The organism is Enterobacter sp. HK169 (assembly GCF_001719105.1).
Taxonomy (GTDB): Bacteria; Pseudomonadota; Gammaproteobacteria; order Enterobacterales; family Enterobacteriaceae; genus Enterobacter; species Enterobacter asburiae_B.
Map to the genome: position 1 here is coordinate 1817169 of NZ_CP017087.1, position 16636 is coordinate 1833804.

Annotated in this window: 11 protein-coding genes, 1 tRNA gene, 3 rRNA genes and 1 other annotated feature; of the genes, 5 read left to right on the forward strand and 10 right to left on the reverse strand. The window is 53.7% G+C overall.

Annotated elements, in window-relative coordinates:
• The first annotated feature begins 41 nt into the window (after positions 1–41).
• Positions 42–365, forward strand: coding sequence for a YfiM family lipoprotein (locus EnteroDNA1_RS08570; RefSeq protein WP_033146245.1), 324 nt, complete (start codon positions 42–44; stop codon positions 363–365).
• Here EnteroDNA1_RS08570 and EnteroDNA1_RS08575 read toward each other — a convergent pair.
• The 8 genes from EnteroDNA1_RS08575 to rluD form a co-directional block, all read right to left on the reverse strand.
• Positions 362–1657 carry an MFS transporter gene (locus EnteroDNA1_RS08575; RefSeq protein ID WP_029741120.1) on the reverse strand — a complete coding sequence of 432 codons (1296 nt, stop codon included), beginning with the start codon at positions 1655–1657 and terminating at the stop codon, positions 362–364. The genes EnteroDNA1_RS08570 and EnteroDNA1_RS08575 overlap by 4 nt on opposite strands.
• A gap of 209 nt (positions 1658–1866) precedes the next feature.
• A 5S ribosomal RNA gene (gene rrf, locus EnteroDNA1_RS08580) occupies positions 1867–1982 on the reverse strand.
• Between the two features lie 67 nt (positions 1983–2049).
• A 23S ribosomal RNA gene (locus tag EnteroDNA1_RS08585) occupies positions 2050–4954 on the reverse strand.
• Positions 4955–5137: 183 nt separating this feature from the next.
• Positions 5138–5213: transfer RNA gene (locus tag EnteroDNA1_RS08590), tRNA-Glu, on the reverse strand.
• 85 nt (positions 5214–5298) lie between these two features.
• Positions 5299–6838: ribosomal RNA gene (locus tag EnteroDNA1_RS08595) — 16S ribosomal RNA — on the reverse strand.
• Together the 16S, 23S and 5S rRNA genes with 1 tRNA gene alongside form the textbook arrangement of a ribosomal RNA operon.
• Before the next feature lie 428 nt (positions 6839–7266).
• A complete protein-coding gene (clpB, locus tag EnteroDNA1_RS08605) occupies positions 7267–9840 on the reverse strand; it encodes an ATP-dependent chaperone ClpB (protein WP_023308864.1) in 2574 nt (857 codons plus the stop codon).
• Between the two features lie 129 nt (positions 9841–9969).
• Positions 9970–10701 (reverse strand): purine nucleoside phosphorylase YfiH, encoded by a 732-nt coding sequence (gene yfiH, locus EnteroDNA1_RS08610; protein WP_069303189.1) that lies wholly within the window; start codon positions 10699–10701, stop codon positions 9970–9972.
• A complete protein-coding gene (rluD, locus tag EnteroDNA1_RS08615; protein ID WP_033146247.1) occupies positions 10698–11678 on the reverse strand; it encodes a 23S rRNA pseudouridine(1911/1915/1917) synthase RluD in 981 nt (326 codons plus the stop codon). Before rluD ends, yfiH begins: the two co-directional genes overlap by 4 nt.
• Positions 11679–11809: 131 nt before the next feature.
• On the opposite strand from rluD, the gene bamD reads away from it, so the two are divergent.
• From bamD to pheA, 4 genes are all read left to right on the forward strand, one after another.
• Positions 11810–12547, forward strand: coding sequence for an outer membrane protein assembly factor BamD (gene bamD / locus EnteroDNA1_RS08620; protein WP_023308867.1), 738 nt, complete (start codon positions 11810–11812; stop codon positions 12545–12547).
• A 268-nt stretch (positions 12548–12815) separates the two neighbouring features.
• Positions 12816–13157 carry a ribosome-associated translation inhibitor RaiA gene (gene raiA / locus EnteroDNA1_RS08625; protein ID WP_003863162.1) on the forward strand — a complete coding sequence of 114 codons (342 nt, stop codon included), beginning with the start codon at positions 12816–12818 and terminating at the stop codon, positions 13155–13157.
• A gap of 110 nt (positions 13158–13267) precedes the next feature.
• Positions 13268–13393, forward strand: a sequence feature (Phe leader region).
• Positions 13269–13316 carry a pheA operon leader peptide PheL gene (gene pheL, locus EnteroDNA1_RS22335; RefSeq protein ID WP_100249759.1) on the forward strand — a complete coding sequence of 16 codons (48 nt, stop codon included), beginning with the start codon at positions 13269–13271 and terminating at the stop codon, positions 13314–13316. It overlaps the preceding feature by 48 nt.
• A 30-nt stretch (positions 13394–13423) precedes the next feature.
• Positions 13424–14584 (forward strand): bifunctional chorismate mutase/prephenate dehydratase, encoded by a 1161-nt coding sequence (gene pheA, locus EnteroDNA1_RS08630; RefSeq protein ID WP_069303190.1) that lies wholly within the window; start codon positions 13424–13426, stop codon positions 14582–14584.
• On the opposite strand, the gene EnteroDNA1_RS08635 is transcribed toward pheA, so the two are convergent.
• Positions 14581–15453, reverse strand: a complete 873-nt coding sequence (locus EnteroDNA1_RS08635) for an SMP-30/gluconolactonase/LRE family protein (protein WP_064673563.1) — start codon at positions 15451–15453, stop codon at positions 14581–14583. The genes pheA and EnteroDNA1_RS08635 overlap by 4 nt on opposite strands.
• 60 nt (positions 15454–15513) lie before the next feature.
• A complete protein-coding gene (tyrA, locus tag EnteroDNA1_RS08640) occupies positions 15514–16635 on the reverse strand; it encodes a bifunctional chorismate mutase/prephenate dehydrogenase (protein ID WP_069303191.1) in 1122 nt (373 codons plus the stop codon).
• Position 16636: the final 1 nt, after the last annotated feature.

The following is a 16636-nucleotide window of genomic DNA, read 5'->3' on the forward strand; positions in this document are numbered from 1 at the left end:
CCAGGCCCTGCCACCCGCAGGGCTTTTTTATGGAGCCGTTGATGCGTATTCCTCTGTTACTTAGCGTCCTCTTTCTGACTGGCTGTAGCCATATGGCCAACGATAACTGGTCCGGACAGGATAAAGCCCAGCATTTCCTCGCTTCCGCGATGTTGTCCGCAGCCGGCAATGAATATGCGCAGCATCAGGGATACAGCCGGGATCGTAGCGCGGCGATAGGGTTGATGTTCTCAGTCAGTCTTGGAGCATCAAAAGAACTGTGGGATAGCCGCCCCGCAGGGAGCGGCTGGAGCTGGAAAGATTTCGCCTGGGATGTCGCCGGCGCAACGACCGGCTATGCCGTGTGGCAGATGGCGCGCTATTAAAGTCGAATGCCTTTCCCTTTGCGATGCAGCATCAGGGAAACAATAAAGGCCAGTGCGCCCATTATCGTTACGTACCAGAAGAATGTCGTTTCACTTCCCCATGATTTAAGCGACAACGCAACGTACTCCGCCGAGCCGCCAAACAACGCATTAGCTACCGCATAAGAGAGCCCTACCCCTAAAGCACGTACCTGCGCCGGGAACATTTCGGCTTTCAGTATTCCGCTAATAGAGGTATAGAAACTGACAATCACCATCGCCAGCATAACCAGCGCAAACGCGGCATACGGCGAAGTCACATGCTGAAGGGCAGACAGAATAGGTACGGTACATAATGCCGACAGGCCGCCAAAAATCAGCATCGACGTACGTCGACCGATTTTATCCGAGAGCGCACCGATAATAGGTTGTATGAGCATAAAGACAAACAGCGCCACGGTCATGACTACGCTGGCAACGTTTGCGTGCATGCCGGTGGTGTTCACCAGGTACTTCTGCATATAGGTGGTGAACGTGTAGAAACTGAGAGAGCCGCCCGCAGTAAAGCCCAGCACCATAAGGAAAGCTTTGCGGTTACGCCATAACCCTTTGAATGTTCCCGCCTCCTTAAGCGTTCTGACTTCCTTCTGAGAGGTTTCATCTAACTGACGGCGCAGCCAAAGTGCGACAACCGCCAGTACTGCGCCCATCGCGAAAGGAATTCGCCATCCCCAGGCGTGAAGTTGTTCGTCCGTCAGAATCTGCTGCAGGATCACCACCACAAGGATGGCCAGCAGTTGACCACCAATCAACGTGACGTACTGGAATGAGGCGTAAAAACCTTTACGGCCTTCCAGTGCAATCTCACTCATGTAGGTCGCGCTGGTACCGTACTCACCACCCACCGATAATCCCTGGAATAAGCGGGCCAGTAAAAGTAGCGCCGGTGCCCAGGTGCCAATCGATTCATATCCCGGTAAGCAGGCGATCACCAGAGAACCAAAGCACATCATGCACACCGAGATCAGCATAGAAGCCTTACGGCCGCGACGATCCGCAATGCGGCCAAACAGCCAGCCCCCGATGGGCCGCATTAAAAACCCTGCGGCAAATACCCCCGCCGTTTGTAGCAGCTGCGTTGTGGTGTTGCCGGATGGGAAGAAGATATGTGCGAAGTAGAGTGAACAGAATGAGTAGACGTAAAAGTCGAACCATTCAACCAGATTCCCTGAAGAGGCGCTGACGATTGCCCATACCCTTCTTCGGGTATCACTGTTAGCCAGCGTCCCGTTTGATGTAATGCTTTCTGTCATTGTGATTATGCTCCTGCCATAAACAGCGGCGTATTGAGTCAGGAGACTCAATTACCTCGTAAATGAAATGTTATAATTTTGTTATAAATGACATTGCGACAGGGATCACACATTCCATTAGCAGGATAAGGGATTAAGAGAAAGGCCAGAGAGGGTAAGCACAAAGCAAAAAACCCCGCACCTTACGGTACGGGGTTCTTCTAATCGATGCCTGGCAGTTCCCTACTCTCACATGGGGAGACCCCACACTACCATCGGCGCTACGGCGTTTCACTTCTGAGTTCGGCATGGGGTCAGGTGGGACCACCGCGCTAAAGCCGCCAGGCAAATTCTGTTAATCTGTATCAGGCTGAAAATCGTGTCTGTCTTCGCCGAAACAGCTTCGGCGTTGTAAGGTTAAGCCTCACGGTTCATTAGTATCGGTTAGCTCAACGCATCGCTGCGCTTACACACCCGACCTATCAACGTCGTAGTCTTCAACGTTCCTTCAGGACCCTTAAAGGGTCAGGGAGAACTCATCTCGGGGCAAGTTTCGTGCTTAGATGCTTTCAGCACTTATCTTTTCCGCATTTAGCTACCGGGCAGTGCCATTGGCATGACAACCCGAACACCAGTGATGCGTCCACTCCGGTCCTCTCGTACTAGGAGCAGCCCCCCTCAATTCTCCAGCGCCCACGGCAGATAGGGACCGAACTGTCTCACGACGTTCTAAACCCAGCTCGCGTACCACTTTAAATGGCGAACAGCCATACCCTTGGGACCTACTTCAGCCCCAGGATGTGATGAGCCGACATCGAGGTGCCAAACACCGCCGTCGATATGAACTCTTGGGCGGTATCAGCCTGTTATCCCCGGAGTACCTTTTATCCGTTGAGCGATGGCCCTTCCATTCAGAACCACCGGATCACTATGACCTGCTTTCGCACCTGCTCGAGCCGTCACTCTCGCAGTCAAGCTAGCTTATGCCATTGCACTAACCTCCTGATGTCCGACCAGGATTAGCTAACCTTCGTGCTCCTCCGTTACTCTTTGGGAGGAGACCGCCCCAGTCAAACTACCCACCAGACACTGTCCGCAACCCGGATTACGGGTCTACGTTAGAACACCAGCCATTAAAGGGTGGTATTTCAAGGTTGGCTCCACGCAGACTGGCGTCCACGCTTCAAAGCCTCCCACCTATCCTACACATCAAGGACCAGTGTTCAGTGTCAAGCTATAGTAAAGGTTCACGGGGTCTTTCCGTCTTGCCGCGGGTACACTGCATCTTCACAGCGAGTTCAATTTCACTGAGTCTCGGGTGGAGACAGCCTGGCCATCATTACGCCATTCGTGCAGGTCGGAACTTACCCGACAAGGAATTTCGCTACCTTAGGACCGTTATAGTTACGGCCGCCGTTTACCGGGGCTTCGATCAAGAGCTTCGCGTTGCCGCTAACCCCATCAATTAACCTTCCGGCACCGGGCAGGCGTCACACCGTATACGTCCACTTTCGTGTTTGCACAGTGCTGTGTTTTTAATAAACAGTTGCAGCCAGCTGGTATCTTCGACTGATTTCAGCTCCACCCGCAGGGGCTTCACCTACATATCAGCGTGCCTTCTCCCGAAGTTACGGCACCATTTTGCCTAGTTCCTTCACCCGAGTTCTCTCAAGCGCCTTGGTATTCTCTACCTGACCACCTGTGTCGGTTTGGGGTACGATTTCGTGTTACCTGATGCTTAGAGGCTTTTCCTGGAAGCAGGGCATTTGTTACTTCAGCACCGTAGTGCCTCGTCATCACACCTCAGCGTTAAAAGGTACCGGATTTACCTGGAACCTCCGCCTACATGCTTAAACCGGGACAACCGTCGCCCGGCTAACATAGCCTTCTCCGTCCCCCCTTCGCAGTAACACCAAGTACAGGAATATTAACCTGTTTCCCATCGACTACGCCTTTCGGCCTCGCCTTAGGGGTCGACTCACCCTGCCCCGATTAACGTTGGACAGGAACCCTTGGTCTTCCGGCGAGCGGGCTTTTCACCCGCTTTATCGTTACTTATGTCAGCATTCGCACTTCTGATACCTCCAGCATGCCTCACAGCACACCTTCAACGGCTTACAGAACGCTCCCCTACCCAACAACGCATAAGCGTCGCTGCCGCAGCTTCGGTGCATGGTTTAGCCCCGTTACATCTTCCGCGCAGGCCGACTCGACCAGTGAGCTATTACGCTTTCTTTAAATGATGGCTGCTTCTAAGCCAACATCCTGGCTGTCTGTGCCTTCCCACATCGTTTCCCACTTAACCATGACTTTGGGACCTTAGCTGGCGGTCTGGGTTGTTTCCCTCTTCACGACGGACGTTAGCACCCGCCGTGTGTCTCCCGTGATAACATTCTTCGGTATTCGTAGTTTGCATCGGGTTGGTAAGCCGGGATGGCCCCCTAGCCGAAACAGTGCTCTACCCCCGAAGATGAGTTCACGAGGCGCTACCTAAATAGCTTTCGGGGAGAACCAGCTATCTCCCGGTTTGATTGGCCTTTCACCCCCAGCCACAAGTCATCCGCTAATTTTTCAACATTAGTCGGTTCGGTCCTCCAGTTAGTGTTACCCAACCTTCAACCTGCCCATGGCTAGATCACCGGGTTTCGGGTCTATACCCTGCAACTTAACGCCCAGTTAAGACTCGGTTTCCCTTCGGCTCCCCTATACGGTTAACCTTGCTACAGAATATAAGTCGCTGACCCATTATACAAAAGGTACGCAGTCACACCACGAAGGTGCTCCCACTGCTTGTACGTACACGGTTTCAGGTTCTTTTTCACTCCCCTCGCCGGGGTTCTTTTCGCCTTTCCCTCACGGTACTGGTTCACTATCGGTCAGTCAGGAGTATTTAGCCTTGGAGGATGGTCCCCCCATATTCAGACAGGATACCACGTGTCCCGCCCTACTCTTCGAGTTCACAACCTGTGTGCTTTCGTGTACGGGACTGTCACCCTGTACCGTGCGACTTTCCAGACGCTTCCACTAACACACAAGCTGATTCAGACTCTGGGCTGCTCCCCGTTCGCTCGCCGCTACTGGGGGAATCTCGGTTGATTTCTTTTCCTCGGGGTACTTAGATGTTTCAGTTCCCCCGGTTCGCCTCGTTAACCTATGTATTCAGTTAACGATAGTGCAACGAATTGCACTGGGTTTCCCCATTCGGACATCGCCGGGTCAAAGGTTCATATCACCTCGCCGGCGCTTTTCGCAGATTAGCACGTCCTTCATCGCCTCTGACTGCCAGGGCATCCACCGTGTACGCTTAGTCGCTTAACCTCACAACCCGAAGATGTTTCACTTCATGATTGCGAAAATTTGAGAGACTCGAACACACATAACATGTGTGTCGTTTCAATTTTCAGCTTGATCCAGATTTTTAAAGAGCAAATATCTCAAACGTCACCCGAAGATGAGTTTTGAGATATGACGGCAGGTGACTTTCACTCACGAACCAGCAAGTGGCGTCCCCTAGGGGATTCGAACCCCTGTTACCGCCGTGAAAGGGCGGTGTCCTGGGCCTCTAGACGAAGGGGACGTGTAAGTCTCAATCGCAAGACGCCTTGCTATTTACTTTTCATCAGACAATCTGTGTGGACACTACAAAGGCAGGTTCTTTAAGGTAAGGAGGTGATCCAACCGCAGGTTCCCCTACGGTTACCTTGTTACGACTTCACCCCAGTCATGAATCACAAAGTGGTAAGCGCCCTCCCGAAGGTTAAGCTACCTACTTCTTTTGCAACCCACTCCCATGGTGTGACGGGCGGTGTGTACAAGGCCCGGGAACGTATTCACCGTAGCATTCTGATCTACGATTACTAGCGATTCCGACTTCATGGAGTCGAGTTGCAGACTCCAATCCGGACTACGACGCACTTTATGAGGTCCGCTTGCTCTCGCGAGGTCGCTTCTCTTTGTATGCGCCATTGTAGCACGTGTGTAGCCCTACTCGTAAGGGCCATGATGACTTGACGTCATCCCCACCTTCCTCCAGTTTATCACTGGCAGTCTCCTTTGAGTTCCCGGCCTAACCGCTGGCAACAAAGGATAAGGGTTGCGCTCGTTGCGGGACTTAACCCAACATTTCACAACACGAGCTGACGACAGCCATGCAGCACCTGTCTCAGAGTTCCCGAAGGCACCAATCCATCTCTGGAAAGTTCTCTGGATGTCAAGAGTAGGTAAGGTTCTTCGCGTTGCATCGAATTAAACCACATGCTCCACCGCTTGTGCGGGCCCCCGTCAATTCATTTGAGTTTTAACCTTGCGGCCGTACTCCCCAGGCGGTCGACTTAACGCGTTAGCTCCGGAAGCCACGCCTCAAGGGCACAACCTCCAAGTCGACATCGTTTACGGCGTGGACTACCAGGGTATCTAATCCTGTTTGCTCCCCACGCTTTCGCACCTGAGCGTCAGTCTTTGTCCAGGGGGCCGCCTTCGCCACCGGTATTCCTCCAGATCTCTACGCATTTCACCGCTACACCTGGAATTCTACCCCCCTCTACAAGACTCTAGCCTGCCAGTTTCGAATGCAGTTCCCAGGTTGAGCCCGGGGATTTCACATCCGACTTGACAGACCGCCTGCGTGCGCTTTACGCCCAGTAATTCCGATTAACGCTTGCACCCTCCGTATTACCGCGGCTGCTGGCACGGAGTTAGCCGGTGCTTCTTCTGCGGGTAACGTCAATTGCTGAGGTTATTAACCTCAACACCTTCCTCCCCGCTGAAAGTACTTTACAACCCGAAGGCCTTCTTCATACACGCGGCATGGCTGCATCAGGCTTGCGCCCATTGTGCAATATTCCCCACTGCTGCCTCCCGTAGGAGTCTGGACCGTGTCTCAGTTCCAGTGTGGCTGGTCATCCTCTCAGACCAGCTAGGGATCGTCGCCTAGGTGAGCCGTTACCCCACCTACTAGCTAATCCCATCTGGGCACATCTGATGGCAAGAGGCCCGAAGGTCCCCCTCTTTGGTCTTGCGACGTTATGCGGTATTAGCTACCGTTTCCAGTAGTTATCCCCCTCCATCAGGCAGTTTCCCAGACATTACTCACCCGTCCGCCGCTCGTCACCCGAGAGCAAGCTCTCTGTGCTACCGCTCGACTTGCATGTGTTAGGCCTGCCGCCAGCGTTCAATCTGAGCCATGATCAAACTCTTCAATTTAAGTTTGATGCTCGTGAATTAAACTTCGTAATGAATTACGTATGTTCACTCAGAGACTTGGCATTCATTTTTCGTCTTGCGACGTTAAGAATCCATGTCACTTTGAGTGCCCACACAGATTGTCTGATAAATTGTTAAAGAGCAGTGCCGCTTCGCTTTTCGCAGCGGCGCGGGGTGTGCATATTACGCTTTCCCGCTTCAGAGTCAAGTGATTAATTTCGCTTTTCTCTGCTGACCCGGCGGCGTGTGTGCCGTTGTTCCGTGTCAGTGGAGGCGCATTATAGGGAGTTATTCCGAACCTGCAAGGGTAAAGTGAAAATTATTTACTAACTGCTCACTTTCCAGGCAAACCATACTCCAGACCTCAATTTTCGCCTGGTTTTTAAACAAAAACGAGCCGCAAGCAGCTCGTTTTTGCGTTTTGTGACTTACTGCACTGCCACAATGCGATCGTCGTTGGCTTCCAGACGGATAACTTTGCCAGGGATCAGCTCTCCGGAGAGGATCTGCTGCGCCAGCGGGTTTTCGATCTGCTGCTGGATAGCACGTTTCAATGGACGCGCACCGTACACCGGATCGTAACCATTCTCGCTCAGCAGCTTCAGGGCCTCGTCGGAGATGTGAATTTCATATCCACGCTCTTCCAGACGTTTGTACAGACGCTGCAGCTGGATCTGCGCAATCGACGCAATGTGTTTCTCACCCAGAGGATGGAATACCACCACTTCATCAATACGGTTGATGAACTCAGGACGGAAGTTATGGCTCACGACACCGAGCACCAGATCCTTCATATGGCTATAGTCCAGTTCACCGAAACGTTCCTGAATCAAATCGGAACCCAGGTTCGAGGTCATGATGACAACCGTATTACGGAAGTCGACCGTTCTCCCCTGCCCGTCGGTCAGACGGCCATCATCCAGCACCTGAAGCAGGATGTTGAACACATCAGGGTGCGCTTTTTCCACCTCATCCAGCAGGATGACGGAATAAGGGCGACGGCGAACCGCTTCCGTCAGGTACCCCCCTTCTTCATAACCTACGTATCCCGGAGGCGCGCCGACCAGACGTGAGACGGAGTGTTTTTCCATAAACTCGGACATGTCGATACGTACCATCGCATCGTCGCTGTCGAACATAAAGTTAGCCAGCGCTTTACACAGCTCGGTTTTACCGACCCCCGTCGGCCCCAGGAACAGGAACGAACCAATCGGACGGTTTGGATCGGACAACCCTGCGCGGCTACGGCGAATGGCGTTGGAAACCGCCTCAACCGCTTCGTTCTGACCAATCACCCGATTGTGGAGATCCTGCTCCATGCGCAGCAGTTTTTCACGCTCGCCTTCCAGCATGCGCGCCACCGGAATACCGGTCCAGCGAGCAAGCACTTCCGCGATTTCCGCATCCGTCACTTTATTACGTAACAGACGCATCGTTTTCCCTTCTGACTGCGTCGCTATCTCAAGCTGTTTTTCCAGCTCAGGAATTTTGCCGTACTGCAGTTCAGACATCCGCGCCAGATCGCCGACACGGCGAGCCTGCTCAATGGCAATTTTGGCCTGTTCGAGTTCAGCTTTAATGGTCTGAGTGCCGGAAAGGGATGCTTTCTCGGCTTTCCACTCTTCTTCCAGCTCAGAATACTGGCGCTCTTTATCGTCCAGTTCTTCATTGAGCATATCCAGGCGTTTCTTACTGGCTTCATCAGACTCTTTCTTCAGCGCCTGCTGTTCCAGCTTGAGCTGAATGATGCGTCGGTCGAGCCTATCCAGCTCTTCCGGTTTCGAGTCAATCTGCATACGAATGCTCGAAGCCGCTTCATCAATAAGGTCGATCGCTTTATCCGGCAGCTGGCGGTCAGCAATGTAACGGTGTGAAAGCGTCGCTGCCGCAACGATAGCCGGGTCAGTGATCTGCACGTGGTGGTGCAGTTCATAGCGCTCCTTCAAACCACGCAGGATCGCGATGGTATCTTCAACGCTTGGCTCAGCAACAAACACTTTCTGGAAACGACGTTCCAGCGCAGCATCTTTCTCAATGTACTGACGGTACTCGTCGAGCGTGGTGGCACCGACGCAGTGAAGTTCACCGCGCGCCAGCGCAGGTTTCAGCATGTTCCCGGCATCCATCGCGCCGTCCGCTTTACCGGCACCGACCATAGTGTGCAGTTCGTCGATAAACAGGATAACGTTCCCTTCCTGCTTCGCCAGGTCGTTAAGCACGCCTTTCAGACGCTCCTCAAACTCACCGCGGTATTTCGCACCGGCCACCAGCGCGCCCATATCCAGCGCCAGTACGCGGCGGCCTTTCAGGCCTTCCGGCACTTCGCCGTTGACGATACGCTGCGCCAGCCCTTCAACGATGGCGGTTTTACCGACACCCGGTTCACCAATCAGCACCGGGTTGTTCTTGGTACGACGCTGCAGTACCTGAATCGTACGGCGGATTTCTTCGTCACGGCCGATAACCGGATCAAGTTTGCCCTGTTCAGCACGCTCGGTCAGATCGACCGTAAATTTCTTCAAAGCCTGACGTTGGTCTTCGGCTCCCTGATCGTTCACGCTTTCACCTCCGCGCATTTTCTCAATCGCCTGAGTCACATTGGCGGTGGTCGCACCGGCAGATTTCAGCAGGTCGGTCAAGGTACCGCGTGATTCAAGCGCCGCCAGAACAAACAGCTCTGACGAAATAAAGTTGTCCCCACGTTTTTGCGCCAGCTTGTCGCAAAGGTTAAGCACGCGCACCAAATCCTGAGACGGCTGAACGTCGCCGCCGGTACCTTCTACCTGCGGTAAACGGCTCAGCGCCTGATCGATAGCGGTGCGTAACTGGCCAGCATTAATGCCAGCGGACGTTAATAAAGGACGTACCGATCCCCCTTCCTGATTCAGCAAGGCGCTCATTAAATGAAGAGGTTCGATAAACTGGTTGTCGTGCCCCAGTGCGAGGGACTGGGCATCGGCGAGAGCAAGCTGGAATTTATTAGTAAGACGATCCAGACGCATAACTCCTCCCATAACAGGTCAAATTTGCTACTGGAGATTAAATGAGGTCATCCCTCAATTATTCAAGGTTAATGACCTGAATTATGTGAAAAGAAAACGGCACGTACCGGATCGTCTTGATTCTTTAGGTTATATCAGCCAAATGAAACTTGCCATACGCCCCGTGGTCTTGTCGCGACGATAGGAGAAAAAATCACCCTTTTCGGTGAATGTGCAGCGATCGCCGCCGAAGATCTGCATCACGCCAACGTTATTTAGACGCTGGCGGGCGAGCTGGTAAATATCAGCCAGATATTTATCCCCCGAAGGCAGGAAGGCTTCAACCGCTTGCGGATCTTTTTCCATAAAGGCTTCGCGAACCTCTGGCCCCACTTCGAAAGCGCGAGGACCAATGGCCGGGCCAAGCCAGGCCATAATATTGGCTGGCTCATCGCTAAAGCAGGCGATAGTTTCTTCGAGCACGCCTTCACACAGACCACGCCAGCCCGCGTGTGCTGCAGCCACCTCGGTACCTGCACGGTTACAGAACAGAACCGGCAGACAATCGGCGGTCATCACGGCACAAACGGTTCCCGGAGTATTACTGTAAGAGGCATCAGCGCGTTTAGAAGCATAGGGTTCTCCCGTCAACTTCAGCACCGCGTTACCATGAACCTGTTCCAGCCAGACCGGTTTCGACGGCAAGTTCCCCGCAGCAAACAGACGTCTGCGGTTCTCTTCAACATGTTCCAGGTTGTCGCCACAGTGCGCACCGAGGTTCAAAGACTCCCACGCGCCCTGGCTAACACCGCCAATACGGGTTGAACTGCAGGCAGCCACGCCAGCAGGCAATGGCCACTCCGGGACAATCAGTTTGGTCATAACCAGTCCACTTGATCCTTATGTTCTTCGAAATCAGCACGCATGGCGTCGATAAGATCCACCATATCCTGCGGGATAGGCGCATGCCACTCCATCTGAATACCGGTGATAGGGTGGTAAAGACGCAGCATGGTCGCGTGCAGCGCCTGACGATCGAATTTACGCAATACGCTGATGAACTCATCCGATGCGCCTTTAGGTGGACGCGGGCGGCCACCGTATACCTGATCCCCGACCAGCGGATGGGTAATGTGGGCCATATGCACGCGGATCTGGTGAGTACGTCCGGTTTCCAGACGCAGACGCAGGCGCGTATGAATACGGAAGTGCTCCATAATGCGATAGTGCGTCACCGCCGGTTTACCCATCGGATGCACCGACATATGGGTACGTTTGGTTGGGTGACGGCTGATTGGCTCTTCCACCGTTCCGCCAGAGGTCATATGCCCAATGGCTACCGCTTCATACTCGCGGGTGATTTCGCGCAGCTGCAGCGATTCCACCAGACGGGTCTGAGCTGGAACGGTCTTCGCCACCACCATCAAACCGGTGGTGTCTTTATCCAGACGGTGCACGATGCCCGCGCGCGGGACATCCGCGATCGGCGGATAATAATGGAGAAGTGCGTTAAGTACCGTACCGTCAGGGTTCCCCGCGCCCGGATGAACAACCAGGTCGCGCGGCTTGTTGATCACCAGAATGTCATCATCTTCATAGATGATGTCCAGTGGGATATCCTGCGGCTCGAAGCGGATTTCCTCTTCGATTTCAGCATTGATGGCGACAGCTTCCCCACCTAACACTTTCTCTTTTGGTTTGTCCCAGATCTTGCCGTTTACCAGCACGCGCTGGTCAAGGATCCATTCTTTTATGCGTGAACGCGAATAATCAGGGAACAATTCGGCCAAAGCCTGATCTAAGCGTTGACCGAGCTGATTTTCGGAGACTGTTGCGGTGAGTTCTACTCGTTGTGCCATAAACTGCTTCTTCGTTTAACGTTGGGTTTTACGGCTTTGCCGTTTAATATAGTGTGCTATTGTAGCTGGTCTTAATCGGGAGCAGGAACAGAGTTTCTCCCGGACAAACATTTGAGGAAAGTCAAAACGTCATGACGCGCATGAAATATCTGGTGGCAGCGGCCACGTTGAGCCTGGCTTTGGTGGGCTGCTCCGGTTCAAATGAACAGGTCCCTGACAATCCGCCGAATGAAATCTATGCGACTGCACAACAAAAGTTGCAGGACGGTAACTGGAAACAGGCGATAACGCAACTGGAAGCGTTGGATAATCGCTATCCATTTGGTCCATATTCGCAGCAGGTACAGTTAGATCTCATCTACGCATACTATAAAAATGCCGACCTGCCGCTGGCTCAGGCAACTATCGATCGTTTCATGCGTCTGAACCCGACTCATCCTAACATCGACTATGTGATGTACATGCGCGGCCTCACCAACATGGCGCTGGACGACAGTGCGCTGCAGGGCTTCTTCGGCGTGGATCGTTCTGACCGTGACCCGCAGCATGCGCGTGATGCCTTCAATGACTTCTCCAAGCTGGTGCGCGGCTATCCGAACAGTCAGTACGTGACCGACGCGACCAAACGTCTGGTGTTCCTGAAAGATCGTCTGGCGAAATATGAATACTCCGTAGCGGAATACTATACCCGCCGTGGCGCATGGGTTGCCGTGGTTAACCGCGTAGAAGGTATGCTGCGTGATTATCCGGATACTCAGGCAACGCGCGACGGCCTGAAGCTGATGGAAAATGCTTACCGTCAGATGCAGATGACCGCTCAGGCTGAAAAAGTGGCGAAAATCATCGCCGCGAACAGCAGCAACACCTGATATTGCCTCAATGCAAAACGGCAGCCCGAAGGCTGCCGTTTTTTTATTCATTTTACCGCGTCGCTGAAGCGCTTAAGCCTCAACACATCCAGTCAACTATGGCCCCAATTTTTGCCTTCGACAAGGTAAATCTCACCTCTTCCTGCCCTGCCTCACAAAAAAGATTCCCTGACAAAAACCGACAAAATAACGTGATCTAAATCACACATTTTGACATTAGGTCGGGTATGCTGGAATCACCAAGACGGAAAGACAAGAGGTAAAATTTATGACAATGAACATTACCAGTAAACAAATGGAAATTACTCCGGCAATCCGCCAGCACGTCGCAGACCGTCTCGCCAAACTGGATAAATGGCAAACTCATTTGATTAATCCACATATCATCCTGTCCAAGGAGCCGCAGGGTTTCATCGCTGACGCAACTATCAATACTCCAAACGGCCATCTGGTCGCCAGCGCAAAACACGAGGATATGTACACAGCTATTAACGATTTGATCAACAAGCTGGAACGGCAGCTCAATAAAGTGCAACACAAAGGTGAAGCCCGTCGCGCCGCAACATCGGTGAAAGACGCCAGCTTCGCGGAAGAAGTTGAAGAAGAGTAATCCTTTAAATTGAGTGTACCGCCAACGCGCCTTCGGGCGCGTTTTTTGTTTTTTATTGACAGGGTGAAAACAGTACGGGTACTTTAACGGTATCAATCACAGGATGACTTTATGAAACTTACGCCGTTCTTCTTCGCATTCTTTTTTACCTTCCCCTGACTGGGAGGCGTTTCGTCGTGTGATAAAGAATGCGAAGACGAACAACAAGGCCTCCCACACCGGGGGGCCTTTTTTATTGATAACGATAAAATGAGACAGGCAACACTATGACACCGGAAAACCCGTTACTGGATCTGCGAGTAAAAATCAGCGCGCTGGATGAGAAACTGCTGGCGCTGCTGGCCGAACGCCGCGCGCTTGCCGTTGAAGTGGGCAAAGCCAAGCTGGACTCCCATCGCCCGGTACGCGATATCGACCGCGAGCGCGATCTGCTGGAACGTCTCATTCAGCTCGGCAAAGCGCATCACCTCGATGCCCACTACATTACCCGGTTGTTCCAGCTCATCATCGAAGACTCCGTTCTCACCCAGCAAGCGCTGCTCCAGCAGCATCTGAACAAAACCAATCCACACTCTGCGCGTATCGCCTTCCTCGGTCCGAAGGGGTCTTATTCTCACCTGGCCGCACGTCAGTATGCCGCACGCCATTTCGAAGAATTTATTGAGAGCGGCTGCGCGAAGTTTGCCGACATTTTTAACCAGGTTGAGACCGGCCAGGCGGATTACGCCGTCGTACCGATTGAAAACACCAGCTCCGGCGCCATCAACGACGTCTACGATTTGCTGCAGCACACCAGCCTGTCGCTGGTTGGCGAGCTGACGATCCCAATCGATCACTGCGTGCTGGTCGCCGGCTCAACGGACCTGAGCAAGATCGAAACGGTTTACAGTCATCCACAGCCGTTCCAGCAGTGCAGCCAGTTCCTGAACCGCTATCCGAGCTGGAAAATTGAGTACACCGAAAGCACCTCGGCGGCGATGGAAAAAGTGGCGCAGGCTAACACCCCAACCGTCGCCGCGCTCGGCAGCGAAGCAGGCGGGGCGCTGTATGGTTTACAGGTGCTGGAACGCAACCTGGCGAACCAGACGCAAAATATCACCCGCTTCGTGGTGCTGGCACGCAAGGCAATCAATGTGTCAGACCAGGTGCCGGCCAAAACCACGCTGCTGATGGCGACCGGCCAACAGGCCGGGGCGCTGGTTGAAGCCCTGCTGGTGCTGCGTAACCACAACCTGATCATGACCAGGCTGGAATCACGCCCAATCCACGGTAACCCGTGGGAAGAGATGTTCTACCTCGATATCCAGGCCAACCTGGAATCTGCTTCCATGCAGAAGGCCCTGCGCGAACTGGGCGAGATCACGCGTTCCATGAAGGTGCTGGGCTGCTATCCGAGCGAAAACGTGGTCCCGGTTGACCCGGCTTAACGTTCGATGAACCGGCTTTTCTTCATCCCTGCCACGTTCACCGGCAGGGTGAAGATGGCGCCGGAGAGCGGATACTTCGCCACCTCGTCCGCATCCATATTTTCCCGCGTGGTGGTAATAAACAGCGTTTTCATGTCATCGCCCCCAAAGCAGACCATCGTCGGGCAACGCACCGGCATGCGGTATTCTTCCAGCTGCTCCCCTTGCGGAGAAAAACGCGCAATACGCCAGCCGCCAAACAGCGCGCTCCAGTAGCAGCCTTCCACATCCATGGCCGCGCCGTCCGGTATCCCTTCGCCCTCTTTAAACTGACGAAACACCTCGCGCCTGCCGGGTTCGCCCTTCTCATCAAGCTGCGTTCGGTAAATAACGCCGTTTGGCGTATCTGAAGTAAACATCCATTGATTATCAGGGCTAAACGCTAAGCCGTTGTGGCCGTGAATATCACACTGGATCACTTTCGGCGTCAGGTCGTTGTCGATGCGCATCAGCAGGGCACCGTTATAATCTCCCGGCCCCCAAAACGTGCCCGCGTAGAATCGTCCCAGAGAATCGGTGCCGCCGTCGTTAAAGCGTGCGAGCTGCGGGTTAGAGGGGTTATCGCACACCTTGCGGCGCAGCAGGCCGTGTTTATCGGTCAGCCAGATACCCGTTCGCATCGCAACGATAAAACCACCCTGCTCGCGCAGCGCGAAACAGCCCACCTCCTCATGGAAAGAGAGTACGGTGTGTTCTGCCGTCGGCAGATGGTAGCGGTGGATCTCCCCTTCCAGAATATCGGCCCAGTAGAGCGCGCGCTCTTCTGCGCTCCACGTCGGGCATTCAGGCAGATGCCCGGTGTAATTCAACAGCAGCTGCGGTTCGGCCATGACAGTTCCCCAAAATAAAAAAAGCCAGCATTGCTGGCTTTCAGTATATACATCATCGCATTACTGGCGACTGTCATTTGCCTGGCGCAACAGCGTCCGGCTCTCACTCTGGAAACGCTGCGCGTAATCGCCAAACCAGTGCTCAACCTTGCGGAAACTGTCGATAAACGCCTGCTTGTCTCCGTGCTCCAGCAGCGTAATGGCTTCGCCAAAGCGCTGATAGTAGCGCTTGATGAGCGCCAGATTGTTCTCGGAGGACATAATAATGTCCGCGTAAAGCTGCGGATCCTGAGCAAACAGGCGCCCGACCATCGCCAGCTCCAGACGATAGATAGGCGAAGAGAGCGCCAGAATCTGTTCAAGCTGCACGTTCTCTTCCGCCAGATGCAGACCGTAGGCAAACGTCGCAAAGTGGCGCAGCGCCTGAATGAACGCCATGTTCTGATCGTGCTCGACCGCGCTGATGCGGTGCAATCGCGCGCCCCATACCTGAATCTGTTCCAGGAACCACTGATAGGCTTCCGGCTGACGACCGTCGCAGTAAACCACCACCTGCTTAGCCAGGCTGCCGCTGTCCGGGCCAAACATCGGGTGCAGACCCAGCACCGGGCCCGTATGCGCAGCCAGCATCGCCTGCAGCGGACCATTTTTGACGGAGGCCAAATCCACCAGGATACAATCTTTCGGTAAAGCAGGAAGCTTCCCGATGATCTGCTCCGTCACGTGGATCGGCACGCTGACGATAACCATCCCGGCATCATTCATGAGTTCCGGAGCATGCGCCCAGTCCTCTTTTTCCAGAATGCGCACCTGATAGCCCGAAAGCGTCAGCATTTTTTCAAACAGACGCCCCATCTGTCCTGCCCCGCCGACAATCACCACCGGCCTCAGGGACGGACAGAGGGTTTTGAAGCCCTTGTCGTTTTCGCTGGAATAGGATTCCCGCATCACGCGACGCAGAACATCTTCAATTAAATCCGGCGAAACGCCCAGCGCCTGGGCCTCTTTGCGACGAGAGGCCAGCATTGAGGCTTCGCGCTCCGGGACGTAAATCGGCAGGCCGTATTTGCTTTTCACCTCACCGACTTCGGCAACCAGCGCCATGCGGCGCGCCAGCAGGTCCAGCAGCGCCTTATCCACTTCATCAATTTGATCGCGCAGTGCGGTCAATTCAGCAACCATA

Excerpts from the sequence above, each read along its gene's own strand:
- yfiH (WP_069303189.1), bottom strand. The coding sequence starts at position 10,701 with ATGACCAAACTGATTGTCCCGGAGTGGCCATTGCCTGCTGGCGTGGCT.
- bamD (WP_023308867.1), top strand. The coding sequence starts at position 11,810 with ATGACGCGCATGAAATATCTGGTGGCAGCGGCCACGTTGAGCCTGGCT.
- EnteroDNA1_RS08575 (WP_029741120.1), bottom strand. The coding sequence starts at position 1,657 with ATGACAGAAAGCATTACATCAAACGGGACGCTGGCTAACAGTGATACC.
- clpB (WP_023308864.1), bottom strand. The coding sequence starts at position 9,840 with ATGCGTCTGGATCGTCTTACTAATAAATTCCAGCTTGCTCTCGCCGAT.
- pheA (WP_069303190.1), top strand. The coding sequence starts at position 13,424 with ATGACACCGGAAAACCCGTTACTGGATCTGCGAGTAAAAATCAGCGCG.
- EnteroDNA1_RS08570 (WP_033146245.1), top strand. The coding sequence starts at position 42 with ATGCGTATTCCTCTGTTACTTAGCGTCCTCTTTCTGACTGGCTGTAGC.
- rluD (WP_033146247.1), bottom strand. The coding sequence starts at position 11,678 with ATGGCACAACGAGTAGAACTCACCGCAACAGTCTCCGAAAATCAGCTC.
- raiA (WP_003863162.1), top strand. The coding sequence starts at position 12,816 with ATGACAATGAACATTACCAGTAAACAAATGGAAATTACTCCGGCAATC.
- tyrA (WP_069303191.1), bottom strand. The coding sequence starts at position 16,635 with ATGGTTGCTGAATTGACCGCACTGCGCGATCAAATTGATGAAGTGGAT.
- EnteroDNA1_RS08635 (WP_064673563.1), bottom strand. The coding sequence starts at position 15,453 with ATGGCCGAACCGCAGCTGCTGTTGAATTACACCGGGCATCTGCCTGAA.